A 25222-nucleotide genomic window follows, 5' to 3' on the forward strand; every position below is an offset into this window, starting at 1 on the left:
AGTGATATCCGCTATTGGCCTCAGTTTCCCGAGGTTATCGCGGTCTGTAGGGTAGTTTGGCCACGTGTTACTGAGCTATACGCCACGAATCTAAGTTCGTGCGACTAGCATGGCTAAATCGGACTCCAATAGCAATGGCCTCCGGCAGGATCAACCGGAATGTATCCCGGCACAATGCCGGGGGGTTAGGCGGGATCACACCCGTAAGGGTGTGGTCGCTATCGAAGGGTGTTCGAGGACACCCGTCGACCGGGTGTCACCGAACTATCAGGGCTAACATCAGATCCCATCTGTACGGCGGACCGCAGGTGTGGAATCCTCATTTCTCCGGACCTGTATGTTATCTCGAAGCCACCTTAAAGGCTTCGAGTTACGATGGCGAGTGACCTCGCCGCAGTCCAGTTCGGCCGGGTTTCGTCGGCCCCGGCCAGGCCTCATTCGCGTTCGATCCGAGTGCCCTGTATCACTTAAGGGCATCGGTGTTCGGTCGCATCCAATCGCACGACATGAGCGACCTTCGAACCCCATTCGACTCCACTGTTACGCTTAAGTGGAACGATCGGGAGCTGGCCTGACCGGGGCGCGTCGCCCCGTACCGCGTTCACATCAACTCCGATGGGAGTACCACACTTAACCCCGTCGGACCGAATCGAGTGCGTCAGGCGGTTACACGGGTGAGAGAGCCTCATACGGGCCGGCCACACGGGAACAAAAACGCGGTTGAATCCGATGGCTCTCGCTCGCGCGCTCACGCGAGTGTAACGTAACTCGTCGAAAAATCCCGGACTGGTCAGGGACTCAGATGTCGTCGAGGTGTTCGACACCCTGTTTCGAGACGTTCCCTTTGGTAATGTCGCCGGGCATCCAGTCTGGTTTGTCGTCGGGGGCCTCCTCGACCCACGCCCACGCCTCGTAGATGTGGACTTTGTGAGTCCCTTTCTCCCGGAGTCGTATCTCCTGTCGGTCGGCATCGTCTTCGCTGTCGGCCGGATCGAGCCGGCGGGCTGCCTTCAGTGCAGCCTGTCGGGGAGTCCCGCCTGAGAAGACGCTCGATTCATCGCCATCCTCACGGAGCGCAAAGTTGCGCTTGTCACTGTCGCGTGCCATGGTTTTCACCGCTCCATGTCAATTCAGCACATGGCACATTATAAATATACCCCCCAATCCGGCTTCCGTCCCGGGGTATATTTATATACTAAGAGCTATTTCGGAGGATATCGATCGGAATCCGCGCCGAAATCGAGCGAAAAAGCGGCCGTAACTACGCGCGCGCACCCGGGCCGCGCGCCGTCTGCCGACCTGCGGCACGGTAGACTTAAGTGTATCCTACGGCGATGCACGGAATAGGATAGCGCGATGGTGCGAAAAAAGAAGCTCAGCCCGAGTGGCGCCAAGGATGAGGACGGCGAGTACCACAACGTACATATCAACATTCACGAAGACGAACTCGCCGTCGCCGGGATGGAGATCGGCGACGAGGTGTTCGTACGGGTGCGGGACAACAAGATTATCATCCAGAAGGCCGACCCCGAAGAGGTCGAACACGACTTCTAATCGACCGTCACCGGTGTCACGGCGCCACCGAGACGGCGTTCGAGAACGCTCATGAGACTCTACGATATCGCGAAACCGGCGTTGTTCTCACTACCAGCAGAGACAGCTAACAACGGCGTCCACACGCTGCTCGAAGCGGTGCAGGGGACGCCAATCGCCAGCGCCATGGCTCGACGGTACACCGTCTCCGACGATCGTCTGTCGGTCGATGCCTTCGGCCAATCGTTCGACAACCCAGTCGGTGTCGCCGCGGGGTTCGACAAGAACGCGACAATCCCGTCGGTGCTCGCGGCCCTGGGCTTCGGGTTCGCCGAGGTCGGCGGCGTCACTGCCGAACCGCAGACGGGGAACGCACGACCTCGGATGTTCCGCCTGCGCGAGGACGAGGGGATCATCAACCGGATGGGACTGAACAACGACGGTGCGGACGTCGTCGGCGACCGACTGGCCGCGACCGACGCCCCGATTCCCGTGGGAGTCAACATCGCCAAGAGCGAGCACGTCGGAACCGCCGACGCGCCCGAAGACTACCGGTACACGTACGAACGGGTGGCCGAAGGCGGGGACTTCTTCGTCGTCAACGTCTCCTGTCCGAACTCACAGGGGTTCGAAGAACTCCAGAACCGCGACGCTATGGAAGCCATCTTCTCGGAACTGCAGGAGGCCGGCGCGGCACCGCTGCTCGTGAAGCTCTCGCCCGACCTGCCCGAACCCGCCGTCGAGGACACGCTGGACCTCGTGACGGAACTGGAACTGGACGGCGTCGTCGCGACTAACACCTCGACGGAGCGACCGGCCAGCCTCCGCTCGCCCAACGCCAGCGAGCAGGGCGGCCTCTCTGGGAAACCCATCGAGGGACAGTCGACCCGGATGGTCCGATTCGTCGCCGAGCGAGTCGACGTGCCGGTGGTCGGCGTCGGCGGCGTCTCCAGCGCCGAAGGGGCCTACCGGAAGATTCGTGCCGGCGCCTCCCTCGTCCAGTTGTACACCGGCCTCGTCTACAACGGCCCGTCGACCGCCCGAGACATCAACGAAGGCCTGCTCGAACTGTTAGAGGCGGACGGCTTCGACAGCGTCGAAGACGCCGTCGGTGCCGATTTGTAGCGAACCCTGAAGTAGCGGGTGGGAGAAATCGGGGTATGGCCGACACCCCTCGCACGCTCCACATCGCCTCGTGGGACGACCGATTTCTGGCGTGGCTCGTCGACGTACTACTGGTCGGTGCCGTCCTCACCGGCCTCGGTGAAATCGCGGGTGTCTTCGCAGTCCTGACCGGCAGTCTCTCGCTGACGACCCCCTTCGCTGGCCTGAACGGACTCGCCCTCTTCGTCTACTGGACGGCACTCGAAGGGTACCAGGGACAGTCCGCCGGCAAGATGGTGCTGAACGTCGCGGTCACCGACGAACGCGGCGACCCGATCGACTACGGGACCGCGGCCATCGAGAGCTTCGGAAAGGCGTTCTTGCTCCCGCTCGACCTCGTCATCGGGTGGCTCGCCTACGAGAAAGAGGGGGTCCGACTGTTCAACAAGCTCTCCTCGACCATCGTCGTCGAAACAGACGAAGACGCCGACGAGCGGCCGAGCGGCGTCGAATACGTCTACCCGAGCGACCGGTAGGCAGAGAGACAGACAGTGAGCGGCCTACTCTAGGGCGTCCAGTCGGAACTCGAACGCCGCCACGGGCAGTTCTAAGTCGTGGTCGACGAGCACCTTCGGGTGTATCTCGCCGACGACGCCGACCGAGTCGCCGTCGAGGACGATTTCGGCCGCCCGCCCGTCGATGAACGAGGGATGGGTCGTCGGCGGCGTCCGGAGATCCGTACCGAACGCTTCGGCGATGGCTTGCAGGCGGGCCTTCGCGTCCTCGTAGGAAGCGTCCGTGCGCGCGAGGGCGCCCGCAACGGTGCGGTGTTCGGCGACGCCCGTGTTCTGGGAATCGTCGAGTCCGGCGGCGAGACCTATCTCCGCGAGGTCCTGTGGGTAGCGACGGTGGGTGTTGTTCTCAAGCACCATCAGCAGGGAGGGCAGCGCCCACGTCCGGAGAATCGTGTAGTCCTCGCTGTACGGTTCCTGGATGGTCACCGGGTCGGCCGCCCCGAGACAGTCGTCGTCCGGGGAGACGTTCATGCGGCCGAAATTCTCGGCCTCGTTGGTCATGTGGAAGTTGAGCAGGTCCTCGAAGCCCAGACCAACGAGCGTGTCGCGGGCGGCGTCCTCCAACCGGGAGCGCTCGTGGCGACCGCCGACCGTCGAGACGTCGGGGTAGGTCGGTTCGAGGCTGTTGAACCCGAGCGCGCGCCCGATGTCGTCGATGATGTCCAGCGGGTGAATGACGTCGACGCGGTAGGGCGGGACCTCCACCTCGAACGAGACGCCGTCCTCGCTTCGTATCTCGGTGGCGTCCAGTCCGGCACGCTCGGCGTAGTCGANTCGCGCGGTTCGAGGTCGACGCCGAGGATGCTCTCGATGCGGTCCAGCGTGACCGTCTTGGTGCGGACCTCGAAGTCCGGGCGCGAGAGCGTCCGGCCGGCGTACTCGCCGGGCGCGTCGTCGGCGTACGCTACCTCGACGCGTTCGACTTTGCCGCCGCGCGCTTCCAGCGCGTAGCAGACGATGTTACACATCCGGTCGATGGTCCACTGGTCGGTCCCGGTCATCTCGATGAACAGGTCCCGCGAGTCCTCGGAGACCTCGGTCCGGCGGCCGTTGATGACCGGCGGGAACGAGAACAGGCCGATGGCGTCGTAGATGGCCGGCACGCGGTCGAACTCTGCCACGAGGTCGCCGTAGGTCTGGCCGGTCTCGTGGTCGGCGACGACCTCGTTGGGGGTCATCTCGCGGTCGGCGTCCAGCGGCACGAACGTCGCCTCGTCGGGGTCGGCGCTCGTGTAGGTGATGGACTTGCCGGTGCCGTCGGTGGCGGCCTCGCCTTTCAGCATCGTCAGGTCGTGGACGCCGATAGCGCCCTTCGCTCGCTTGCGGCCCATCGTCGCGTGGAGTTTCTCCTGTAACTGGATCAGCGACTCCAGTGCGTCCTCGCTCATGTCGAGGCCGCGGACGACGGCCCCAGTGACGTAGGGGCGTCCCTCGGGTTGGTCCGTGACTTCGATGGTCCACTCGGCGCTGTTCGTGGTCGGGACGTAGACGCCGCGGTCGTCGCCGTAGTGGTAGCGTAGCGACCGGGCGACGCCCTCTACTGAGAGCCGATCGAGGCGGTCCGGGGCGAACTCCAGTTGGAACTCGTCGTCCTCGGTGCGGCCCTCGAACTCCAGTCCGAGGTCGAACAGGTCCGACTTGAGTTCCTCGTCGTCTTTCTCCTCGTGACCGGTGAGGTGGCGAAGTTCGTCGGGGTCGACGTCGACGACGGGCATCAGTGCATCACCTCCGTCTCGCGAAGCAGTTCCAAGTCACAGAGCGTCCCGTGTACGTCGCGGATGTCCTCGAAGCCGTACATGAGCATGAGTAGTCGTTCGAGCGAGAGGCCCCAGGCCATCACGTCGCAGTCGACGCCCAACGGGGAAAGCACCTCGTCGCGGAAGATGCCCGAGTTGCCCACCTCGACGACCTCGCCGGTCTCGGGGTGGGTGCCGAACAGTTCGAAGCTCGGTTCGGTGTAAGGGTTGTAGTGCGGTTTGAACTCCAGGTCGGTGATGCCGAACTGCTCGTAGAACTCCGTGAAGGTCCCCATCAGGTCCCGCACCGAGAGGTCCTCGGCCATCACCCAGCCCTCTATCTGGAAGAACTCCAGTAGGTGGGTCGGGTCCAGCGTGTCGTTGCGGTACACCTTCTCGACGCTGAAGAACCGCTGCGGTGGCTCCAACTCGCCGATCTCGTGGCCCGAGAGGTACCGCATCGACAGCGACGTGGTGTGGCCACGGAGGTCCAGTCCTCGGGCGACCGACTCCTCCCACGGCGAGTGGTACCCCTCGCCGTCGGGGCCGACGCCGTTCTTGTGGGCCGAGCGAACGCGCTCGACGAGGTCCTCGGGGAGGTCGTGAATCTCGTCCGGTCGCTCCAGTGCGAACTGGTCCCAGTGGGTTCTGGCGGGGTGGTCCTGTGGCATGAACAGGCAGTCGTTGATCCAGAACTGGGCGTCGACGTGGGGGCCTTCCATCTCCTGAAACCCCATGCCGACGAGCGTGTCCTTCACGCGGTTGGCCGTCTGGCGGAGGATGTGCTCCCTGCCGTGGGGCACGTCCTCGGCGTCGGCCTCGACGTTGTACTCGGTGAACTCCACGTCCTCCCACTCGCCGCTGGTGAGCAGTTCGGGAGTGAGCTGGTCGACCGTCTCGGCGACCTCGACGCCCTCCATCAGCGCCGTGACGCCGTCGTCGGTGAGTCGGACCGAGCGGACGGTCTCCTCGTTGATGTCCAGCAGACCGCGGCGTTCGAGTTGGTCGAGAGCGTCGGCATCGGCGTCCTCGGCCCGGCCGTCGGCGACGGCTTCCAGCGCGTGCATCTCCGGGTCCCGGCCGGGCGCCGCGTCGGGGTCGGCGGTTATCTCGCCGCTGTCTATCTGGCCGTACCCCTTCCGGGCGAAGTTCGAGAGCGCGATGTCGACGGCCCCACCTTCGAGGCCGGAGGCACCGATGACCTCGCCCATCCCGACCGGGGACTCGTCGGCCCCGGCGTCGAGCGCGGCCTCGTAGAGGTCCTGCTCCGGGAGACTCTCGCGGACGTACCGCTCGCCCTCCTCGGTCAGGTCGTAGTGTTCGAGCGTCTCCTCGGAGACGGTCACCAGACCGTCGGCTTCCAGTTCGAAGGCGGCCCGCGTCGCCGCTTCGGGTACGAGGCCAGCCTCCTCGGCCACCTCGTCGATTCGTCTGTCCTCCTGTGCGTCGGCGGCCTGTAAGATGGCCACCTGTGCCTGTGGTCGTTTCATACGGGTGTCTCGGTCGTTGTCGGGAAGTAGCGCGGGTCGCTCAGTTAACGGTTCTCACTTCCTGCCAGCGGTTTCGTCGGGCCGCTACCTCTCGGTGCGGCCCGAGTCCACTACCGGCCGGAAGCGAAGAAGAAACCGAATCCCGGAGCGCGGACTGGCTGACGAGCGGCGCCGGCACGGTGGGATTCGGGTGCCATATCCGTCCGGTGGCAATGGGCGATAAAAAGCGTTGTGCCACCGACGGCCGGCTCGGTCACACCGGGAACAGGACGAACCCGCGGAACTCGAAGTCGGCCGCTTCGTCTTCGCGGAGGATGGCACGTGGCCCCTGTCCGGTGCGGGCAACGGCGAGTTCGGCGAAGTCGTCACCGTCCATATCGCCGAAAGCGGCGTCGATGGCGTAGCCGTCGTCGTCCCAGTCGTCGCCGTCGGTAAACAGCACCTCGAAGTCGGCGTCCTCGTCCTCGTGGACGAAGTAGCGGGCGTTCGACTCGGCCCGCCGAGTGACGACGAGTTCCTCGTAGCCGTCGTCGTCGACGTCGCCGAAGTCGATACTGGTGGCGTAGGCGTCCCGGCCCCAGTTTCGGCCGGCGGCCAGCGTCCGTTCGAAGTCGGCGTCGGCGTCCTCGAAGACGAAAAAACGGGCGTTCGAGCGGGCGCGTCTGGCGACGCCCAGTTCCTCGTAGCCGTCGTCGTCCACGTCCCCGAAGGCGAGGTCGGTCGGATAGCTGTCCGACCCCCACTCGCGGCCGCCGCGGAACAGCACCTCGAAGTCCTCGTCGGCGTCGTCGTGGACGAAAAAGCGGGCGTTCCCGCCGGCCCGGCGACCCACCGCTAGTTCGTCGACTCCGTCGTCGTCGACGTCACCGGCCGCCAGCGCCGAGGTGGCGATACCACGTCCCCAGTCCCGGCCGCCGCGGAGCAGTACGTCCTCGTCCTCGTAGTCGACGACGAAAAAGCGGGCGTTCCGCCGGGCGGACCGCCCGACTGCGAGTTCGTCCACGCCATCGTCGTCGAAGTCTCCCGCCGCCAGCGCCGTCGTGTTTGCGTCGTCGCCCCAGTCTCGGCCCGCGGCGAGGAGGCGATCGAAGTCCTCGTCGGCGTCGTCGTAGACGAAAAAGCGGGCGTTCCCGCCGGCCCGACGACCCACCGCCAGTTCGTCGGCCCCGTCGTCGTCGAAGTCACCGAAAGCGAGCGCCGTCGCGAAGGCGCTGTCACCCCACTCCTCACCACCGGAGAACAGCACCTCGAACTCCGCATCCTCGTCGTCGAGGACCCAGAACCGCGGCCCGTCGTCAGTCCGAAGCGCAACGGCAACTTCTGCACGGCCGTCGTCGTCGGCGTCACCCCACGCGACGGCCGTCGGCCCGTCGGGCAGGTCCTCGAGGGGGAGGGGGATGGCCGCGGCCTCGGACGCCGCGCCGCCGGCGATGGCGGTGCCACCGAGCGTTGCACCGGTGTACTGGAGGTAGTCCCGTCGCTGCATGGCACCCAATAGGTAGACCGTCGACAGTAAAACGACAGCGTATCGTTTACGCACCCGTGAGGGCGGAAGAGCGCCTTACCTCGGGTGTAAGCCGACCGAAAGTCGCCGTCGAACGGACGACTCCACCTCGAAGGGACGGTGTGTCGGCTTACCAACCGTTCACGACCGTTTGCGGTCCGTATCGAGGTCGATGTCCAGTTCGTCCAGTTTCTCCTCCCACTCGGCGCGTTTCTCTTGGTGGTCTTCGAGGAACTGCGCCATCAACTCGGCAGCCTGTTCCTTACAGCCGCCACAGAGGCGCTCGCCGCCGACACACTCCTCGTACACCTCGGTCGCGAACTCGTCGTCGTCGCCAGACAGCAGGTAGGCGTACAGTTCGTAGACGGGGCACTCGTCGGCTTTCCCGCCCTTCTCTCGCTGCTCCTCGGCCGTCGCGCGGCCGCCGGTCGTGGCCGACTTCACCTTGCCGTAGCCGTCCGCCGGGTCGTCGAGCAGGGAGATATGCGAGGCCGGAATCGAGGAGGACATCTTCCCGCCGGTGAGGCCAGTCATGAAGCGGTGGTAGATAGACGACGGCGGGAGGAAGCCGTAACCGCCGTTGTCTAGTTCCACCTGCCGGGCGATTTCCTCGGCCTCGGACTGCGAGAGGTCGAAGGCGTCGACGTGTTCGTCGTACACCCGTTTCTCGCCGTCGACGGCCTCGATGAGCGCCTCGAACGCCGCGTCGGTCGCCCGCCGGTCGAAGATTCTTGTCCGGGGCCGGAGCGGTTCCTTCCCGGCGTTTGTGAGTTTCTCGACGGCCGATTCGCGGGCGTCGGCCGAGGCTGGCTCGTGGTCCCGAAGCCAGTCGGCGGCCTCGCCACAGCGGGGCATCTCGGGGTCCTCGGCGTACTCTTCGCGGGCGTCGTAGGCCTGCCGGAGCAGTGGCCGCTCTTCCGGTTGGGCCTCGAAACTGGCGAACGCCTCTGTCACGCCGAAGTAGCGCATCCGCGCCGCGAGGTCACGGGCCAGTCGCATGTGCGGGTCCTGATCCGGACCGACGGGGATGACCGTCGGTTTCGGCTCGTCCAGTTGTGGGTAGAGGATGTCGGCCATCTGCGTGACGACCGACTGCATGTAGGAGATGTTCGTCTCGCCGTCGAAGTCGTAGATGGCCTGCAACTCGGAGGCGTTGGCCTCGGCGCCGAGTTCGAAGGCGAGGTCCTGCAGTTCGCGGTTCTCGGACTGGCGATACAGTTCGCCCTCCTCGGGGTCGAACCCGAGCGCCAGTAGCGAGAGGACGTAGCTCCGGGCGTGTTCGTCTATCTCCGCCCACGTCAGGCCGCGGGCGGCGTGGGCTTCGAGGTCGGCGATGAGGCCGTAGGCGTCGGCGCCCTGCTGTTGGTGCCAGATTATCTCGTCGAACACCATCTTGTGGCCGATGTGGGGGTCGCCAGTGGGCATGAACCCCGAAAGCGCGGCGAAGTCGTCGCCCTCGCGCATCGCCTCGGCGACGGGGTCGTAGTCGCGGTGCCCGAAGATGACGCCCCGGCGCATCAGGTAATGGGGGTTCGGCACGTCGGGTAACACCGCGTCGAACTCCTCGATGCCGAACTGCTCGAACAGTTTGCGGTAGTCCGCGATGGTCGAGGAGCCCCACGGGTCGAGTTTGACCTCGTCGGCGCCGGCGGCGTCGGTGCCGCCGTCGGTCCGGCGGTCCGACGAGGCTCGCCTCGCCTCGCTCGGCTCGCCGCCGTCGGTCCGCGTCTGCCCGTCTCTCGATTCGTCGTCAGTGTGTGAGTCGCGCATCATGTGTCGTGTATCGTGTCGGTATGCGGTCGAAACCACGGCCGAGAAAGCGGAGGGAGCATCGCCGGACCCGTCGGCGGGTTACGCCCGTCGGACGGGAACCGCGAGACTGTCCACTTCCCGGACGCGCCAGCGCCAGCAGTCGACGGGAGTGGACACCATGTGGGGGACATGCGCGAACACGGTCTTATGCCTTCCGGGTCCGTACGAACGATCAGGGCCGGTTACGGCGTCAGCCGCTGTACTTCGACCCACTCGACAGCGTCGCCGCCGACCAGCGCGAACACCATCGTCTTCCGAACGCCGTGGGCCAGTCGCACGTCCAGCGCGAGGTCCCGCGGTTCGAAACTGTGGGCGGCCGGCAACGCCCGCACGAGCAGTTCCGAGTGCCCGAGGTTCTCGACGCTCTCGACGTCGGCGTAGGTCCGGAAGTCCGCGCCGAACTTGAACCCGGTCTTGGGGACGACCCCTGCTTCGCGGAGCGCGGCGTAGACGGCCAGTCGGCGGTCGAACCGTTCACCTTCGACCGCACGGCCGCGTTCGACGACGGCGTCGGCCCCGCCCTCGACTCGCAGGTCACCCGCCCGAGCGAGGTACGCGGCCTCGACCAGCGACAACTGCACCGCGTCCTCGTCGAGTCGCTGGCCGTAGAACGCCTGCTCGTACACTTCGCTCGGCGGGTCCCAGCACACGACGCGCTCCGTGAGCAGTTCGCCGTCGACCGCCGGGACGCTCGCGTCGCTGGTCCCGCTGACCTCGCGGTCAGTCGTGTCGAGGTACGTTATCTCGCTCTCCTCGTCGACGACGGCCAGCACGCAGTCGCCGAGCGACGACGCCGGCACGTCGTCCCGTTCGCCGACGACGCGTACCCGGTAGGCGATCTCGTCGTCCCACGGCCCCTTCCCGCGGGGGTACACCACGAAGTCCACGCCGTCGGGGTTCTCGACCCAGTCCCCACGAGCGGGCGTGAGGTAGAACCCGCGGTCGCGCAGGTCCTTATAGACGAGGAAGTCGACCATCGGGACGGCCGACGACCCCAGCAGTTCACGGAAGTCCATCCCGTCGACGGCCTCGATGTCCCCCCGATAGAGGAGGTGAGCCGCCTCCACCGGCGCGAGGTCGAGGTCGCCGTTCTGTGCGTGGCCGTAGCCGCGCGAGTCGTAGAACCGCTCCCGGGCGCGTTGCCCCGCCCGGACGACGTCGCCGTCGAGTGTGAGGTCCATGCCTCTGGGTGGTTCGTGCGTGGACAAATCCTCTGTGGGTTGGGGCTCGCAGTCGTTTGGAAGACCGTCGTCACAGCGTGCCGACGAGTCCCGCCTCGCAGGTGCTGTCCAGACACCGACGGCCGCCGGCCGTCTCGAACACCGGGAGACCACACGGGCACTCGTCGACGACGACGCCGGCGGGGAACGAGAACCCGGTGTCGCAGTCGGGGTAGTGCTCACAGCCAGCCAGCAGGCCGCCGCGGCGGATGATTCGCAGGTCGCCGTCGCAGTCCGGACACGACCACGCGCGGTCGAAGGCGTCGGTCACCCGGTCGTCCAGTGACTCGCAGCCCCGGTCCAGACAGAGTTCGAACACCTCGCCGCGTTCGACGCGCATCGTCGGGAGGCCGCAGTCGGCACAGCGCCCGCCCGTGACGGTGGCGTTCGAGGGCAGGCCGTACTCGCCCTCGCAGTCGGTACAGGTGACGCTCCCCCGCGCCCGGACGAGCGTGCCGGGACAGTCCGGGCAGTCGGCCACCGGGACGCCGGCGTGGGAGGCCGGGAACCGGGCGCTGCCGTGTTCCTCGTGGGCGACGACGCGGAGCAGTTCCTCGCCGTCGCTGGCGGTGACGACGCCGTCCTCGACGGTGACGCTCTCCGCACGGGTGAGCCACGCCACCGGTTGGTAGCCGGCGGCGTCGTGGACGAGGACGGTGTTGTCGGGTTTGACCACCACCAGCACGTCACCGCGCTGTTCGCGTTCCCGGGACCCTTCGAAGACAGTCGTACACTCGCCGGCCATCACGCGCGTTCCGTCGTGCATGGACGGGGGTGGTCCCGTCTTCGTATATGAAAGCTCGGCCGAAACGGCGGTTTGTTTTGTGAGGTCGGTATTTTATCCACTTTCACTTGACTTTCTTGGCGATGGTCCCTACGGCTACCACGGCGATAATCGAATAGGCCACATCAAGCCCGAAAGGTATCAGACCGTATCCCAACCCGATGAATGCGAGAGCAACGATACCAATAGCGATGCTGATTGAACCGAATCCCCACATGTAGGCAGGGAACCGAACGCCGTCGTCGTGGGCGCTCTCAAATTGCTCTCCAAAAAACCCGACAGCAAAGAACACACCGTACAGGAGGGCCATGGTTACTTGCGGAATCCATTTAGCGGACGGGCCACCAGCGAACAGACTGTTCCAAGCCGAGGAACTCCGAAAGAGCGGGATGAACACGGCCGCGAGTATGAATCCCCATTTCCTGCTGGTGTGCTGGTTCATATCTATTGCGGAGAGATCGTATGAAACGGGATATTCGCTTCGTTTACTGGTCCAGTACCCGTTACATAAAAATTGAGGACTACGCCACATCCGTTGTTTTGAATCTTGATTGCTGCCCACTCTACTGTGCAGATAATCGCAATAGCAGAAGCGGCAGCGGCTCCAAATGGATCGAGTAGACCAGCAGCACCAAGGATTCCAGCAACGGCCAAGCCGCTTGTTTTCAGAACGCTACGTCTATCCAGCTGCCGATAATCAGCGAGTGTTTAATTATAATATCGGGTTCGTATTTTCAAAATGTTTTATGAGAGTGTCATCTCATTTAGAGTGGGTTGAGTATATATCAATTGTCCTCGTCCGCGCGTTCCGTCGTGCATGGACGGGGATGGCCCCCTCCCGGTATCTAAACCCTCGCCCACAACACGCAAAACCCTCGGGCGATTGAGGACGGACAATGAGCGACGCACCGACCGCCATCTGCTTCGACATGGACGGCGTCCTCGTCCAGTCCGAAGACCACTGGGTGAGCGTCCAGCGCGACCACATCCTCCCGACCGTCGCGCCCGACGACGACATCCCGCTGTCGGCCATCACCGGCCGCGACTACACCGAGGTGTACCCGGACATCGCCGCCGAGTACGACGTCGACGTCTCCCGCGAGGAGTACGAGCGCCTGTTCGAGGAAGCCGGCGAGCGCATCTACCGTGACCACGCGACGCTGCTGTCGGGCGCGCACGACCTGCTGGCCGACCTCAGTGCGGCCGGGGTACCGCTCGCGCTCACCACCTCGGCCCCGTGGGACTGGATAGATGTCATCGACGAGCGGTTCGACCTACTCGCCCACTTCGACGCGGCGGTCAGCGCACAGGACGTCGACGGCCCGGGCAAACCCGAACCCGACATCTACGAGCGCGGCGCGTCCGAGTTGGGCGTCGACCCGGCGGCGTGCTGGGCCGTCGAGGACTCCACCGCCGGCGCACGGGCGGCCGTGCGCGCGGGCATGACCACCGTCGGCTTCCGCGGCGACGGCGACGAGACGGACCTCTCGATGGTCAACCATCTGGCCGACGACGCCGACGACCTGCGGGCGCTGTGGCTCGGCGAGTGATACTGGTGGCTGTAAGTTCGTACAGATATTCGCCACCCCGGGGTGGCGAAGTACTGCAGTTTGTTACAGCCACCAGTATGAGTCGGTGAGAGGAAAACGGGGACCGGTGGCCACAGCGGTGCGTGTGGGGAGTGTCTCAGGCGTCCGCACGATAGTCCCGACCGAGGACGAGGCCGAGGACGTTCGCGAGGAACACGCCTGCGAGGAGGAACAGGAGCGACTGTCCGTCGAGGCCGCTCAACAGAACTGTCGGGTACGCAAGCGGTGCCAGAACCGCGGTCCAGAACCCGAGGAACTGGATGGGTCGGAAAGCGAGCGTTCGAAAGTCGACACTCCTGTCTGGGAGCGCTTCGGACGGGGACCGGAAGGGCGAGACACTGGACATCTGATTCCTCCTCGTCCTATGGAACGACCCGTACCCCCATATAAACGCCAGACGCTTACGGACAGTTCGCGAGGTTACACGGAACCTGTCCGATTTTATCCGGTTTTACCGTCGTTTTTGCGGGCAGATACGACGATTTGAGAGAGCTTTAGAAGTTTTATTATCGGTTATGCAGTCGTTTCTTCGTGCCGCCGGTAGTCAGCGGACGTCGACCGTTCGCGAGGACGTCACCGGCGGGAGTGGCAGGTTGGGATACGACACTTCGACGGTGTACGCCAGTTCGTCGGCGTCGGCCCCGAAGACGGCGACGGGCAGGTTCGTCTGGCCGAGGTACGCCGGTTTCGCGGTCATCTCGCGACCGTTGACCGTCACGCGCAGGCCCGCGCGAGTGCCGCCGGCGTTGTTCGCCACGGTCACCTCGCACATCTCGTGGTCACCGGGCGCGACGGATTCGGGGAACTCGCCCCAGTCGACGACGACCACCGGCAGGTCCCGTGCGTTCGAGACCACCTGTTCGGCGACGCCCTCCGAGAGACCGGCCGAGACGAGTGCCGAGACGCCCTCTCGGACCACGTCGGCGGGCGTCGAGAGGCCGGCGGCGGCGAGTTTCTTCGCCCGCCCGGACCCGACGCCGTCGATGGCGGTCAGGCCTACCGCGTCGGCGCTGATGCCGTGTTCGACGCGGGCTTCGACGCGGCAGGCGAGATTGGCGTAGCGGCCCGGCGCGAGATTGTCGAGAAACTCCCGCAGGGCGGCGAGCAGTCGGAGCGCGTTCTGTCGGATGACCCACGCGTCGCTCTTGAGTTCCGTCGGCGTCGTCCCGGTCATCCCCGACCGGAGGATGGCGAGCACCTTCCGCTGGCCCGCATCGAGGTGGTCGGGGACGCCGTCGCCGATGACAGCGTGGACCGCGTCCTGTTCGTCCGACCGGGCGCTGACGCTGTCGAACTCCGTCGCACCGGCCAGCGTCGTCAGCAGGTCGTCGGCGTCGATAGCGTCCACGTCACCGCTCTCGGCGGCCGCCGCACAACGTTCTGCGAGGTCGGCAAAGCGGCGGGCGGTGTCCAGTCGAAGGTAGAACTTCGAGGCGAGTTGGCCGAGTCGAGTGGACTCGACGCGGAGGCCGTCCTGTTCGACGAAGCCGTCGGCGACCAGTTCCGAGAGGGTGTTGCTCACCCGTTCGCGGAGGTCGCTGCCCGCGTCGTACGCGTCGGGGGCCGACTGTGCGCGGGCATAATAGAATGTGGTCCCTAGCCAGTCCATCACGTCGTCGACGTCCCGGATCGTCCCCAGCGCGATTTCGGCGTTGAGGTGGGCGTCCAGTTCCGCGGCGAGTCGCGACTCTATCTCCTTGCCGTCCCGGAGGAGACGGCGGTACTTGTCGGCGTCCGAGCGGTCACAGACGACCCACGCGTACCCCATGTCGTCGTAGCCCGGCCGTCCGGCCCGGCCGAGCATCTGGAGGACGTCCAGCGGACTCATGTCCACCTCGCCCTCCAGCGGGTCGTGCAGTTTCGTATCGCGGATGACGACACACCGGGCGGGGAGGTTCACGCCCCACGCCAGCGTCGACGTCGAGAAGAGGAGCTGAATCTTCCCCTCCTTGAACCACTGTTCGACGCGGTTCTTGTCCTCGCGGGCGAGGCCGGCGTGGTGGAAGCCGACGCCGTCCAGCACGGACTGGCGGAGCGTGTCGTTCTGCAGATCGGCGGCGTCGGTGTGGAAGTCGTAGTCCCCGCGGGCGCCCATCGGGATGTCTCGCTCGGTGAGTTCGTCGCGGGCCTTCTTCGCGGCCTGCACGGTGTCCTGTCGCGAGGAGACGAAGACGAGCGCCTGCCCCTCGTCGCGGATGTGCGGTTCCGCGAGGTCCAGCGCCCGGTAGAGCCGCCGGTACTTATCGGCGAAGGCGTTCTCGCCGTGGGAGTAGGTCTTGACGTCGGCGTTCAACGGCACCGGCCGGTAGTCGTCGCCGAAGGCGAAGGTGGTCTCCTCGGGGGCGTCCAGCCAGTCGGCCACGTCCTCGATGTTGGGCATCGTCGCCGACAGCGCGACCACGCGCGGGCCACAGAGGCGTCGAAGCCGCGAGACGGTGACTTCTAGCACCGCGCCGCGCCGCTCGGAGTCCAGCAGGTGGACCTCGTCGATGACGCAACAGTCCACGTCCGTGATAAAGGAGTAGCGGGCCGTATCGTGCTTTCGAGTGGCGGAGTCGGCCTTCTCGGGGGTCATCACGAGGACGTCGGCGCGTTCGGCCCGGCGGGGGGAGAGGTCCCGTTCGCCGGTGACGACGTACACCGAGTAACCCATCTCCTCGAAGCGCTCCCACTCGCTTTCTTTCTCGTTTGTGAGCGCGCGGAGCGGGGCCAGAAAGAGGGCCGTCCCGCCCTCGGCCAGCGTCTTGCAGATGGCCAGCTCCGCGAGCGCCGTCTTCCCGCTGGCGGTCGGCGCGCTGACGACGACGTTGTCCTCGCGGTTCAGCAGGGCGGGCAACGCCGCCGACTGCATCTCGTTGAACCGCTCGAAGGGGAACGCGTCGGCGAAGTCGGGCACCACCTCCTCGACCGCCACCGTCGGCTCACTCTCGGCTCGGCGTGACACGTCAGACAGGCGGGTCCGGGACCTCAAAGGCGTTTCTATGGCGGCCCCGCTGTGGCTCACTCCCGGTGGTTGTCGGCCGACGGCGACCGCGAATGTATGTAGCTGGCATCGATGAACGTGGCTGTGAGCAGGGACTGGGAGCCGGAGACGATTTTCGAAGTGCTGGGGAGCGAGGCGGTCCGCCGCATCCTCGCCGTCGACCCCGTCTCGGTGCCAGTCCGACGCCGACCCCGGGTCGTACTGGTTCCAGTGCCCGGAGTGCAGCAGTGAAGACCTGACGAGTCTGGAGCAGTGACGACGGACGTCCCGGAACCCAATCTCTTTTGCGCGCACGCACCAAGCGTCGGGCAATGAGTCGTGCGCGCAAGCCCGACTGGCTGAAGATGCGGCCACCGTCGGGCGAGCGGTTCACCGACATCAAACAGAGCCTCCGCGACCGGAACCTCAACACGGTCTGTGAGGAGGCCAACTGTCCGAACCTCGGGGAGTGCTGGAGCGGCCGGAACGGACCGGGGACGGCGACGTTCATGCTGATGGGCGACCGCTGTTCGCGGGGCTGTAACTTCTGTGACGTCGAGACCGGCGGGATGGACCCGCTCGACCCCGACGAACCCGAGCGGGTGGCCGAGGCCGTCGCCGACATCGGACTGGACTACGTCGTCCTGACGAGCGTCGACCGCGACGACCTGTCCGATCAGGGCGCGGGCCACTTCGCCGAGACGATCCGGGAGATAAAGCGGCGGGACTCGGACATCCTCGTCGAGTGCCTGATTCCGGACTTCCGCGGCGAGGAGCGACTCGTCCGGCAGATTATCGACGCCGAACCGGACGTGCTGGCGCACAACGTCGAGACGGTCGACCGCCTCCAGTGGCCGGTCCGGGACCGTCGGGCGGGCTACGAGCAGTCGCTCTCGGTCTTGCGACAGGCCGACCGCGAGAGCGATCTCTACACCAAGACGAGTCTGATGCTCGGCGTCGGCGAGTACGCACACGAGGTGTACCAGACGCTCTCGGACCTCCGGCAGATCGGTGTCGACGTAGTGACACTCGGCCAGTACCTCCAGCCCTCCCGCTCGCATCTCGAAGTTTCGGAGTACGTCCACCCCGACGCCTTCGAGACGTGGCGGCAGGTCGCCGAGGAGGAACTCGGCTTTCTCTACTGCGCCTCGGGGCCGATGGTTCGGTCGTCGTACCGCGCCGGTGAACTGTTCGTCGAGGCGGTTCGGCGCGGCGAGGACGTGGCCGACGCCCGCGAGCGAGCGCGGAGCGCGTAAAGCGCGGGTCCTCGCCCGTCCGTTCAGACGTTCCGGATTCGGTGATACGAGTCCGGGAGCGCCCGCGCGTCCTCGGGGAGGAGCGCGACGACGAGGAAGTCGGTGTAGGGCCTGACGTAACCGACCAGTTTGCTGATCCGTTCCGAGTCGATGGCTTCCAGCGAGTCGAGTAACATGAACGGGACCGTCTCGTAGACCTCGTGGACGAGGTAGCCCGCGAGCGCGAACACGAGGCCCGTGACCTCACGCTCGGACTCGCTCAGGTGGTCGATGACGTCCTCGTAGGTCGTCCCGTCGTCGGTCCGGCGAACGATGTGGAGGACGAATCGGCTCTCGGAGAGCGCCGTTCCCGTCGAGTCGGCCGACTCGGGTTGACGCTCTATCCAGATTCGGGCGAGTCGGGTGTAATCGAGGATGTCGAGCACCTGACTCATGTGGTCGTTGAACTCTGCGACCGCGGTCCGTTCGAGGCGTTCGATACGGCCTCGGAGCGACTCTATCTCCGCGTCGATGTCCTCCCGTCGAGCGAGGAGGTCCGCTCGCTGGTCGAGTTCGCGCTGCAGGTCGTCGATCTCCTCGACGACGGCCGACCGGTCGGCCCGGAGCTGTTCGAGTTCGAACTCGGCGCGATTGACGGCGCGGTGACGGTCGAGCGTGTCCGACTGGTCCGGGGACTCGCGGCTTCCGACCGCGTCTCGGGCGTCCTCCACGGCGGACTGGAGGTCCGCACGGCGCTGTTCGAGTGTCTCGACGCGACGGGCGCGTTCCGCACGTTCGGCCAGCAGGTCGTCGTGTCGCTGGCGGAGTTCCTCGCGCTGGCGTTTGCTCTCCTCGAGTTCGGCCTGTCGGTCGAGCAAGGCGTCGATTCGCTCCTGAACCGTGGCTCGCTCCTCGCGGCGTTCCGACTGGAGCGTTCGGAGCTGTTCGACCGTCCGTTCGACGTCGGCCGGGTCGACGGCCGACCCGCAGGTCCAGCAGACGACCCCGTCGGCCTCGGTCCGGTCCGCAGTCGACGTCTGGGCGACCGAGAGGTCACCACCGTCGAGCATCCGTTCGTTGAACTGTATCGTCTGTTGTAACTCGGTGATCTCGGAGTCGAGTCGCTGTTTCCGCTCGCGGCAGTCGGCCAGTTCCGACGCCACCTCGGCCAGTTCCTCGTCCGGGGCCTCCGGAAACGTCGACAGCGAGCGGTCGAGGTCCGCACACTCCGCTCGGACGGCGTCGAGGCTGTCACGCTCCGCTTCGAGTTCGAAGCGGACCTCGTCGAGTTCCGACGTTCGCTCCTGAAGCGCCTCCAGTCGGTCGGTCAGTTCGCCGTCTGTCGTCGCCGTCTCGGTGGCCTGTTCGAGTGCTTGGCGCGCCGCCTCCAGTTCGGACTCGACGGAGTCTATCTCCGCATCGAGTTCGTCTCGACGTGCCTGCAGGTCCGGCAGGTCCGCCTCCAGCGTCGAGAGGTCGTCGAGTCGCTGGACTATCTCCCGGCGTTCCGAGCGCAGGGACGCGATGTCGCGCTGTATGGAGTCGGTGTCGACCGGACGCATGAGGAGTTCACGGAGGTCCGCATCGTCGGCGACGGCCTGCCGCGCCTCGTTCGACTCCAGCAAGAACGCAAAGAGGTCCGCGACGGTCACGTCCTCGTCGAGATACGGCGACCCGTCGAACGTGACCGTCCCGCTCTCGCGGGTGAGCGTGCGCGTGTAGGTCTCGCCGTCGAGAGCCAGTTCGACCGACCCCGTGGCCGTGTCGCTCTTCAGCGACGGCGCTTCGCTCCCCAGTGCGGCCATCAACCCCTGGAGGAGCGACGTCCGATTGGTCGCGTTCCGTCCCGTGAGAACCGAGACGCCGGGGGCCAGCGAGACGTCGGTCGACTCGATGCCGCCGACGTTCTCGACGTGCAGTGCTGCCATCTCAGTGGACGGGGCCATGTGTCGGTCCAAGCGTGAACCGATGAAAGCCGTTGCCATCCGGTATCGAAACTCGTTACAGCCGTACTCGCGTTACGGGTTTTCGAGAGCCGCGGCGAACCGGCGAGTGAGACGGCGTTCGACGGCCGGTTCACGCTCCGACAAACCCGTTACAGCCGTACAGCTGTTACGGGTTGTACTCCGACCGACGAGTCGTCGGTCCACGGTTTACTGACAGTCACACCCGCCGCGCGAGAGGAGGTCGTGGAGTCCGTACTGGGCGCCACACGTCGGACAGTGTACCTGCACGTCGACGTACACGTCGACGTCGTCGACGGTCAGTTCGCCGGCCGCCGAGAGGTCGCTGAGGGTTCCCGCAGTGACCCGTTCGACCCGACTCGTGAGGCGGTCGAGCGTTCGCTTTCGGCGGGCGGTCGGGTCCGCGTCGTCGTCGCGGTCCGACGGCGGCGTCACCTCCCGACAGGTCGTGAGATAGGTGTGAACCGCGCGGTGGGAGACGAAGTCCGCGCGGAGGCCCTCGACGTCGAGCCCGCTCCGGCGAAGCCGGTGGCGGGCTTTGGTGCGCGCTCCGGTAGAGGTGTCCTCGTCGGTGAGCAGACGGTACAGGTTCGCCGCTTCGCCGTCCAACAGGCTCTCGTTCTCTGCGGCGAGTGCGGCCTCGACGAGTCGGTGGTTGAACTCGGTCGCCAGTTCCCGGAGACTCGCCCTCGCGTCACCCTCGGCAGTCCAGCGGCGTTCGAGTTCCGCCCCTATCCCGGTCAGGTCGTACTGGTCGATGAGTCTACTGACCTTGTTCTCCGGCCCCCGTTTCGACCCGGTCGTCCCGTCGGTGTCGGTCACGGCTGGCCGTAGGGAGAGCGCACACAAAACCGTTTAGCGAGGGGAGCGGACGTCCATCTGGTCGATGTCGGGAAGCCGGCCGCTGCTGGCGACCCGCAACACGACGGTGAACACGGCACCGCCGGTGTCGGCGTCGGCGACTCGAACGTCGCCACCGAACTCCGCGACGAGGGTCTTGACGAGGTAGAGACCGAACCCGGACCCGCCGTGTGCGGGTTCGGCTCTGGTGAAGATGGCATCTTTCCGCTCGTCCGGAATCCCGGGGCCGTTGTCCGCGACGTGGACCCGAACGGTGTCGTCGACGCGTTCCGCACTGATTCGAACCGTCGGCGTCGGAGCGTCGTTGTGTTCGACGGCGTTGGTGAGCAGGTTCCTGAAGACGGCGGGAAGCATACTGTGTGCGACGACGTCGACCTGCGGGAGGGTCCCGTCGACGTCTACGCGTGCATCCTCGTAGCGGGCCCGCAGTTTCTCTACTTCGCCCTCGATAGTCGGTGCCAGCGAGCGCCGTTCGAGGTCGACCGTCTCGGCCGTCGTCAGCACGTCGGTGAACTCCTCGGTGGTTTCGGTCAGATCGATGATGCCGTTCGCCACGGAGACGATTCGACCGAGACGCTCGTCGGCGTCCGGTCCCGTCTCGCGTTGTAGCACCGACGCCCAGCCCCGGATGACCATCGTGTCGTTCCGGATGTCGTTCCTGAGGAGACGGTTCAGCACCTCTAGCTGGTCACTTCGGGACTGGAGTTCGTGTTCTCGTTCCTGTCGGGCGGCCGTCCAGCGATAGATGCCGACGACCAGCAGGACGGTTCCGACCGCCTCCGCGCCGTTCTCGAACAAGAGCGCGAAGACGGCGGGGAGTTGGACGAACTCGTCTAAGAAGTCCGTCAGCGCGAACAGATAGAAGACGGTGAGACCACCCATCAGCGGACGGTACAGTCGGCGCACTGGCACGCGCTGGACGACGAAGACGGCCGCGAGGAGCGCGAGGACGACCGTGCCTTCGCCGACGATGTCCGGGATGGCGTAGGTCGTATCCCCGGGCCAGACGAGCAGTTGGACGAGCACGTACAGCAACGAGCCCCCGAGAACTGCGCCAGCGGGCCAGTACGTGAAAGCGAGTGTCCGCCAGTCACTCCGGAACCTGAGCGGGCGCATCGTCGTATCGTCGTCGAAGGGCCCATCTAAGGGTGACTATGAACACTCTATCGAAGAAATTGTGTTATATAGGTCGGCCCGTACCGACCGTTCAGGCGGTTCCGAGGGGCGAACGTCGGATACGGAGAGGAATTGTTCGTACATACACGCATATAGTTGTACCAAGCACTCGTCTCGTAGTATTGGCCGTCATAGAACTATTATAAGCGCTCAAATAGGGGCTCGGTATCGGTTCGGCTGTAGCATGAGCACAACGTCGACTACATCAGAGGGGTGGTTCGCGTTCGACAAACAGGACATGATGGTGTTCATCCTCGTCATGTCCCTCACGGGGTTGCAAAACGCCGTGACGGAGATACTCCCGGAGTTCACGCTGGGACCGCTGGAACTAGGCGTGGGTGAGTTCGTCTTCATCCCCATCGTGCTGGTCCTTCTCTTCCGGACCTACTGGGCGGCGCTGGCCGTTCCGGTGGGCGAAATCGTGTTCGGCGAAATCCTGCTGGGTGAGTTCGACGGACTGGGCGCGATGGAGGGACTCCTCCTGATTCCGGTCTGTTACTACTTCGCTGCGAAACTCCTGCAGGACCCGGAGAACACCACTCAACTCGCGCTCGTCGTGTTCATCGCGGAAGGGCTGGAAGAGTTCTTCGCGATGTTCATCGACATCGGGAAAGTGTACGTCGGCGTCGAGGAACTGGAGGCCGTCCCGGGTCTCCCCGAGAGCATCTTCGTCTTAGAGGCCGTCGACCTCGTCACCCAGATGGTCATCACCGGTATCGTCTTCGGCGTGATTCCCGCGCTGTACCTCTATCCGAAGCTCCACGGCAAGGTCGAACCGCTGCTGGGCATGGAGCCCTATCAGGGCGAGCGCGGCGCCTCCATGTGGGGCGGCTTCTCGCTCAAGGCGTTCCTCGCGATTCTGCTCGCCTTCCCGCTGGCGTTCGTCGCCGAAGCGGCAAGCGAGGTCGGGGGCGCCATCAACGTCGTCTGGGAACCCGAGTTCCTCGAGATGTACGGCCAGAGCTTCATCGCGGTGCCCATCGTGGTCGCCGCCATCGTCGCCGTCGTCGTCTGGTACCGAGCGACCCGACAGACCTCCTGAACACCGATGGATTCGACTCACGACGCCGATATCGTCGTCGACGACCTCTCGTTTCGATACCCCGGGACAGACACGAACGTCCTCGACGGGGCCGACGTGTCGATAGCGCCGGGCGAGTTCGTGGCCGTCGTCGGCGGGAACGGCTCCGGGAAGACGACGCTCTGTAAGTCGTTCAACGGCATCATCCCCCACTTCTACGAGGGGACCTTCGAGGGATCAGTCACCGTCGCCGGACTGGACACCGCGACGAGTTCGGTCGCCGAACTCTCACAGCACGTCGGCTACGTGTTCCAGGAGTTCGACAACCAACTGGTCAACCCCACCGTGTTCGAGGAAGTCGCGTTCGCGCCGCTGAACTACGGTCACGAGGACTACCGCGAGCGCGTCCATCAGACGCTCGACTTGCTGGACCTCGACGGCCTCGAAGACCGGTTCATCTGGGAACTGTCAGGTGGGCAGAAACACCTCGTCGCTCTCGCAGCGGCGCTGTCGCTCGACCCCGAAATCCTCGTCGTCGACGAGCCGGCGGCCCAGTTAGACCCCGTCAACGCCCGGGCGACGTACGAGCACCTCACCGAACTCAACGCCGACCACGGGAAGACGGTGGTCACTATCGAACACCACACCGAGTTCATCGCGGAGTACTGCGAGAGCGTCGTGCTGGTGGAAGACGGGGCGGTCAGTTGGAAGCGCCCCGTCGAAGAGGCACTGAACAGGCTCGACGACCTCCGGGCACAGGACGTCCATCCGCCGCAAGTGACCCGCGTCGCAGAGCAGGTGTACGACGACGGGCGGCGACTGCCGGTGACCGTCGCCGACGGCGTGACACAGTTCACAGACCGAGCGGCCGCGGGCGGCGTGCGTACCGACGGCGCTATCGAGGCGTCTCCGGCAACCGCCGACGGGCAGTCCCCGGTCATCGAGATAGACGACGTCTCTCATAGCTACGAGACGCTCCGAGACGGGAGCCGACAAGCGCTCGACGGCCTCTCGCTCGACCTCTACCCGGACGAACGTGTCGTGCTGGTCGGGAGCAACGGTGCCGGGAAGTCGACGCTGCTGCGACTCGTCACCGGGATCGAGAGCGCCGACGAGGGGCACGTGACGGTCGACGGCGTCGACGCCGGGTCCACACTCCCTGAGACGCTCGCCGACGACGTGGTGTACGTCCACCAGAACCCCGAGGAGATGTTCATCGAAGACGAGGTGCGCGCCGACGTCGCCCACTACCTCCGGGACCGCGGGTACCCAGACGTCGAAGAGCGGGTCGACGACGTCATCGAGTACCTGAACCTCGGCGACCTACAGCACCGAGACGGTCGCCTGCTGAGTGTCGGCCAGCAGCGACGCGCCTCGCTCGCCATCGGACTGGCGACCGACCCATCGATCGTCCTGCTCGACGAACCGACGGGGAGCCTCGACTTGGCGAGTCGGGAGGAGGTCGGGCGGACCATCGACCGCGCCGGACAGCGCGTCGAGACGGTCGTCATCGCGACCCACGATCTCGAACTGGCGGCGGCGTGGGCGACGCGCATCGTCGTCCTCGACGGCGGTCGTGTCATCGCCGACGGTCCGCCGGACGCCGTCTTCTCGGACACCGAGACCCTAGAGCGGGCGAATCTGCGACCACCACAGGTCGTCCGACTGAGCGAGCGACTCGGACTGTCGTCCGCACCGCTGACCGTCGATGGGTTGGCGAGTCGCCTCGCTAGCGACGCCCCCGTGGAGGCCGAGCGATGACGTACCTCGATGGACTCCGGGACGCGGCGTCCGTCGACGCCATCAAGAACGACCTGCTGAAGACGGCCTACGAGAACGAGGGGTCGTTCCTGCACCGCCTCGACCCTCGGGTACTGTTGCTGTGGTACTTCGTCTTCCTGTTCGTCCCGTGGCTGTTCTACGACACGGGCGTCCTGTTAGGGTTGCTGGCGTTCGTCTCGCTGCTCGCGTACGTGTCCCGGGTGAGCCTCTTTCTGGTCGCGCTGATGGCGTTTACGGTAGCCTCGACGCTAGCGTCGTACGCCGTCGTGACCGCCTTCACGGGCGATCCGATGGCCGCGATTCGGGCGTTGATACCGTTTACGCTGAAGTTGACCATCATCTCGGTGTCGAGTCTGGCCGTGTTCTCCAGCATGGGTCCGAAGACGCTCGCACAGGGGCTTCGGAGCCTCGGTATCCCCCGACAGTTCACGTTTCTCATCACCTACGGTTACCGGATGTTGCCGGTGCTCTTCGAGGAGTATCACGACCTCGTCAACGCCTATCGGTTGCGAAGCGCCGCGCCGGACTCGCCCGGTCGCTTCCGGTGGCGGCACTACGCGTACATCCTACGGATCTCGATGCGGGCGTTCTACCCGATGATATTCAACGTCGCAAAGCGCAGTCGCGTCACCGTCGAAGCCATGGAGACGCGGGGGTTCTCTCACTCCCTGCACGACGAGGCGAGCAAGGACTTACAGTTAGCGGACTTGCGAGTCCGCCCCCTCGACGTCGGGTTCTTCGGTGGGTCGCTGGCCGTCGTCGCAGTCATCGCCGTCACGCTGTGAGGGCCACGGCCCGGACCGGCGACCCCGATTCGACGCCGACGCCCGGTCGGCTGGACCGGAACCGACTATATAGAGGTACGCACTGTATT

At 65.5% G+C, this 25222-nt stretch carries 21 protein-coding genes, 1 rRNA gene and 1 pseudogene; 9 read left to right on the forward strand and 14 right to left on the reverse strand.

All coding sequences use genetic code 11. From position 1 onward, the window contains the following. Together IEY28_RS18420 and IEY28_RS18425 are read right to left on the reverse strand one after the other, a co-directional pair. Positions 1 to 161 (reverse strand): 16S ribosomal RNA (locus IEY28_RS18420); the annotation flags it as partial. A gap of 637 nt (positions 162 to 798) precedes the next feature. Continuing rightward, the gene (locus IEY28_RS18425; RefSeq protein ID WP_166966927.1) at positions 799 to 1107 is read right to left on the reverse strand and encodes a non-histone chromosomal MC1 family protein; all 309 of its coding nucleotides are present in this window, start codon (positions 1105 to 1107) and stop codon (positions 799 to 801) included. Between the two features lie 249 nt (positions 1108 to 1356). On the opposite strand from IEY28_RS18425, the gene IEY28_RS18430 reads away from it, so the two are divergent. Genes IEY28_RS18430 through IEY28_RS18440 form a run of 3 tightly spaced genes read left to right on the forward strand, consistent with a single transcriptional unit; the run spans position 1357 to position 3173 of the window. Next, positions 1357 to 1554 (forward strand): hypothetical protein, encoded by a 198-nt coding sequence (locus IEY28_RS18430; RefSeq protein WP_004516407.1) that lies wholly within the window; start codon positions 1357 to 1359, stop codon positions 1552 to 1554. Between the two features lie 51 nt (positions 1555 to 1605). Beyond that, on the forward strand, positions 1606 to 2658 hold the full coding sequence (locus tag IEY28_RS18435) for a quinone-dependent dihydroorotate dehydrogenase (RefSeq protein ID WP_189001410.1): 1053 nt from the start codon (positions 1606 to 1608) through the stop codon (positions 2656 to 2658). Positions 2659 to 2693: 35 nt separating this feature from the next. Next, complete coding sequence (locus IEY28_RS18440; RefSeq protein ID WP_189001412.1) at positions 2694 to 3173, forward strand: RDD family protein; 480 nt, start codon at positions 2694 to 2696, stop codon at positions 3171 to 3173. Between the two features lie 24 nt (positions 3174 to 3197). On the opposite strand, the pseudogene pheT reads toward IEY28_RS18440, so the two are convergent. The 7 genes and pseudogenes from pheT to IEY28_RS18475 form a co-directional block, all read right to left on the reverse strand. Continuing rightward, positions 3198 to 4927: pseudogene (gene pheT, locus IEY28_RS18445) on the reverse strand (phenylalanine--tRNA ligase subunit beta). Continuing rightward, positions 4927 to 6438, reverse strand: a complete 1512-nt coding sequence (gene pheS, locus IEY28_RS18450) for a phenylalanine--tRNA ligase subunit alpha (protein WP_189001414.1) — start codon at positions 6436 to 6438, stop codon at positions 4927 to 4929. The pseudogene pheT and the gene pheS overlap by 1 nt, the downstream one beginning before the upstream one ends. A gap of 253 nt (positions 6439 to 6691) precedes the next feature. Further along, entirely contained in the window at positions 6692 to 7924 is a 1233-nt protein-coding gene (locus IEY28_RS18455; protein ID WP_189001416.1) for a hypothetical protein, read from the reverse strand. 159 nt (positions 7925 to 8083) lie between these two features. Then, the gene (locus IEY28_RS18460) at positions 8084 to 9715 is read right to left on the reverse strand and encodes a tryptophan--tRNA ligase (protein ID WP_420842334.1); all 1632 of its coding nucleotides are present in this window, start codon (positions 9713 to 9715) and stop codon (positions 8084 to 8086) included. Positions 9716 to 9936: 221 nt separating this feature from the next. Beyond that, positions 9937 to 10935, reverse strand: a complete 999-nt coding sequence (gene endA / locus IEY28_RS18465; RefSeq protein ID WP_189001419.1) for a tRNA-intron lyase — start codon at positions 10933 to 10935, stop codon at positions 9937 to 9939. Positions 10936 to 11005: 70 nt separating this feature from the next. Next, positions 11006 to 11740 carry a PDDEXK family nuclease gene (locus tag IEY28_RS18470; protein WP_189001421.1) on the reverse strand — a complete coding sequence of 245 codons (735 nt, stop codon included), beginning with the start codon at positions 11738 to 11740 and terminating at the stop codon, positions 11006 to 11008. Between the two features lie 82 nt (positions 11741 to 11822). Next, the gene (locus tag IEY28_RS18475; protein WP_189001423.1) at positions 11823 to 12200 is read right to left on the reverse strand and encodes a hypothetical protein; all 378 of its coding nucleotides are present in this window, start codon (positions 12198 to 12200) and stop codon (positions 11823 to 11825) included. A gap of 454 nt (positions 12201 to 12654) precedes the next feature. On the opposite strand from IEY28_RS18475, the gene IEY28_RS18480 reads away from it, so the two are divergent. Next, positions 12655 to 13308 carry an HAD family hydrolase gene (locus IEY28_RS18480; protein ID WP_189001425.1) on the forward strand — a complete coding sequence of 218 codons (654 nt, stop codon included), beginning with the start codon at positions 12655 to 12657 and terminating at the stop codon, positions 13306 to 13308. 136 nt (positions 13309 to 13444) lie between these two features. Here the strand turns inward: IEY28_RS18480 and IEY28_RS18485 are convergent, their stop codons facing one another. Next, a complete protein-coding gene (locus IEY28_RS18485) occupies positions 13445 to 13693 on the reverse strand; it encodes a DUF8028 family protein (RefSeq protein ID WP_189001426.1) in 249 nt (82 codons plus the stop codon). Positions 13694 to 13891: 198 nt separating this feature from the next. Beyond that, a complete protein-coding gene (locus IEY28_RS18490) occupies positions 13892 to 16261 on the reverse strand; it encodes a DEAD/DEAH box helicase (protein WP_189001974.1) in 2370 nt (789 codons plus the stop codon). A gap of 153 nt (positions 16262 to 16414) precedes the next feature. Here IEY28_RS18490 and IEY28_RS18495 point away from each other — a divergent pair, with 153 nt between their 5' ends. Both IEY28_RS18495 and lipA read left to right on the forward strand, forming a co-directional pair. Beyond that, entirely contained in the window at positions 16415 to 16561 is a 147-nt protein-coding gene (locus tag IEY28_RS18495) for a hypothetical protein (RefSeq protein WP_189001428.1), read from the forward strand. Between the two features lie 53 nt (positions 16562 to 16614). Beyond that, on the forward strand, positions 16615 to 17565 hold the full coding sequence (gene lipA / locus IEY28_RS18500; RefSeq protein ID WP_268239457.1) for a lipoyl synthase: 951 nt from the start codon (positions 16615 to 16617) through the stop codon (positions 17563 to 17565). Between the two features lie 23 nt (positions 17566 to 17588). On the opposite strand, the gene IEY28_RS18505 is transcribed toward lipA, so the two are convergent. The 3 genes from IEY28_RS18505 to IEY28_RS18515 form a co-directional block, all read right to left on the reverse strand. After that, a complete protein-coding gene (locus IEY28_RS18505; RefSeq protein WP_189001433.1) occupies positions 17589 to 19490 on the reverse strand; it encodes an archaea-specific SMC-related protein in 1902 nt (633 codons plus the stop codon). Positions 19491 to 19697: 207 nt separating this feature from the next. Then, positions 19698 to 20330 (reverse strand): rod-determining factor RdfA, encoded by a 633-nt coding sequence (rdfA, locus tag IEY28_RS18510; protein ID WP_189001435.1) that lies wholly within the window; start codon positions 20328 to 20330, stop codon positions 19698 to 19700. Positions 20331 to 20363: 33 nt separating this feature from the next. Next, positions 20364 to 21485, reverse strand: a complete 1122-nt coding sequence (locus tag IEY28_RS18515; RefSeq protein WP_189001437.1) for a sensor histidine kinase — start codon at positions 21483 to 21485, stop codon at positions 20364 to 20366. 244 nt (positions 21486 to 21729) lie between these two features. Here IEY28_RS18515 and IEY28_RS18520 point away from each other — a divergent pair, with 244 nt between their 5' ends. Genes IEY28_RS18520 through IEY28_RS18530 form a run of 3 tightly spaced genes read left to right on the forward strand, consistent with a single transcriptional unit; the run spans position 21730 to position 25133 of the window. Next, the gene (locus tag IEY28_RS18520) at positions 21730 to 22587 is read left to right on the forward strand and encodes a DUF8171 family membrane protein (protein WP_189001439.1); all 858 of its coding nucleotides are present in this window, start codon (positions 21730 to 21732) and stop codon (positions 22585 to 22587) included. 6 nt (positions 22588 to 22593) lie between these two features. Then, on the forward strand, positions 22594 to 24327 hold the full coding sequence (locus IEY28_RS18525; RefSeq protein ID WP_189001441.1) for an ABC transporter ATP-binding protein: 1734 nt from the start codon (positions 22594 to 22596) through the stop codon (positions 24325 to 24327). Then, complete coding sequence (locus IEY28_RS18530) at positions 24324 to 25133, forward strand: energy-coupling factor transporter transmembrane component T family protein (RefSeq protein ID WP_189001443.1); 810 nt, start codon at positions 24324 to 24326, stop codon at positions 25131 to 25133. The genes IEY28_RS18525 and IEY28_RS18530 overlap by 4 nt, the downstream gene beginning before the upstream one ends. Positions 25134 to 25222: the final 89 nt, after the last annotated feature.

Origin of the sequence: Haloarcula pellucida (assembly GCF_014647235.1) — an archaeon.
Classification (GTDB): domain Archaea; phylum Halobacteriota; class Halobacteria; order Halobacteriales; family Haloarculaceae; genus Haloarcula; species Haloarcula pellucida.

Bases quoted from the DNA above. Each gene is read 5' to 3' on its own strand.
- IEY28_RS18480 (WP_189001425.1), top strand. From the start codon at position 12,655: ATGAGCGACGCACCGACCGCCATCTGCTTCGACATGGACGGCGTCCTC.
- IEY28_RS18440 (WP_189001412.1), top strand. From the start codon at position 2,694: ATGGCCGACACCCCTCGCACGCTCCACATCGCCTCGTGGGACGACCGA.
- IEY28_RS18435 (WP_189001410.1), top strand. From the start codon at position 1,606: ATGAGACTCTACGATATCGCGAAACCGGCGTTGTTCTCACTACCAGCA.
- IEY28_RS18470 (WP_189001421.1), bottom strand. From the start codon at position 11,740: ATGCACGACGGAACGCGCGTGATGGCCGGCGAGTGTACGACTGTCTTC.
- IEY28_RS18485 (WP_189001426.1), bottom strand. From the start codon at position 13,693: ATGTCCAGTGTCTCGCCCTTCCGGTCCCCGTCCGAAGCGCTCCCAGAC.
- IEY28_RS18475 (WP_189001423.1), bottom strand. From the start codon at position 12,200: ATGAACCAGCACACCAGCAGGAAATGGGGATTCATACTCGCGGCCGTG.
- IEY28_RS18460 (WP_420842334.1), bottom strand. From the start codon at position 9,715: ATGATGCGCGACTCACACACTGACGACGAATCGAGAGACGGGCAGACG.
- IEY28_RS18430 (WP_004516407.1), top strand. From the start codon at position 1,357: ATGGTGCGAAAAAAGAAGCTCAGCCCGAGTGGCGCCAAGGATGAGGAC.
- IEY28_RS18525 (WP_189001441.1), top strand. From the start codon at position 22,594: ATGGATTCGACTCACGACGCCGATATCGTCGTCGACGACCTCTCGTTT.
- IEY28_RS18455 (WP_189001416.1), bottom strand. From the start codon at position 7,924: ATGCAGCGACGGGACTACCTCCAGTACACCGGTGCAACGCTCGGTGGC.
- endA (WP_189001419.1), bottom strand. From the start codon at position 10,935: ATGGACCTCACACTCGACGGCGACGTCGTCCGGGCGGGGCAACGCGCC.
- IEY28_RS18530 (WP_189001443.1), top strand. From the start codon at position 24,324: ATGACGTACCTCGATGGACTCCGGGACGCGGCGTCCGTCGACGCCATC.
- IEY28_RS18515 (WP_189001437.1), bottom strand. From the start codon at position 21,485: ATGCGCCCGCTCAGGTTCCGGAGTGACTGGCGGACACTCGCTTTCACG.
- IEY28_RS18425 (WP_166966927.1), bottom strand. From the start codon at position 1,107: ATGGCACGCGACAGTGACAAGCGCAACTTTGCGCTCCGTGAGGATGGC.
- IEY28_RS18520 (WP_189001439.1), top strand. From the start codon at position 21,730: ATGAGCACAACGTCGACTACATCAGAGGGGTGGTTCGCGTTCGACAAA.
- pheS (WP_189001414.1), bottom strand. From the start codon at position 6,438: ATGAAACGACCACAGGCACAGGTGGCCATCTTACAGGCCGCCGACGCA.
- IEY28_RS18505 (WP_189001433.1), bottom strand. From the start codon at position 19,490: ATGGCCCCGTCCACTGAGATGGCAGCACTGCACGTCGAGAACGTCGGC.